This is a genomic window from Rhodococcus sp. DMU2021 (assembly GCF_019641445.1).
In the GTDB taxonomy this organism is placed as follows: Bacteria; Actinomycetota; Actinomycetes; order Mycobacteriales; family Mycobacteriaceae; genus Rhodococcus; species Rhodococcus pyridinivorans.
Map to the genome: position 1 here is coordinate 1 of NZ_JAIFKB010000114.1, position 532 is coordinate 532.

Sequence of the window (532 nt, forward strand, 5' to 3'; positions counted from 1 at the left end):
TCGAGCACGAGATCGAGAAGGTGCACTACAACCGCAAGGGCTTCACCGGCACCAAGGGCTCCATCGAAGGCCCCTACTACGTCCCGGACAGCCCGAAGCTCCCGGCCAAGTGCACGATGCCGATGCGCGAGAAGGACAAGGTCGCGCCGCCGCTGGTCTTCAAGGGCCAGGTCACCGACCTCGAGGGCAAAGGCCTGCACGGCGCCACCGTCGAGCTGTGGCACGCCGACGAAGAGGGCTTCTACTCGCAATTCGCCCCCGGCATCCCCGAGTGGAACCTGCGCGGCACCGTCGAGGTCGACGAGAACGGCAACTTCGAGATCACCACGCTCAAGCCGGCTCCCTACAAGATCCCGGCCGACGGACCGACCGGCTGGTTCATCAGCTCCTACGGCGGACACCCCTGGCGTCCGGCCCACCTGCACCTCATGGTGAAGGCTCCCGGCAAGCGCGCCATCACCACCCAGCTGTACTTCAAGGGCGGCGAGTGGGTCGAGGACGACGTCGCCACGGCCGTCAAGCCCGAGCTCAT

Annotated in this window: 1 pseudogene; it reads left to right on the plus strand. The window is 66.5% G+C overall.

Annotated elements, in window-relative coordinates:
* Nucleotides 1–532, plus strand: a pseudogene (locus K3M35_RS25905) (catechol 1,2-dioxygenase); the annotation flags it as partial.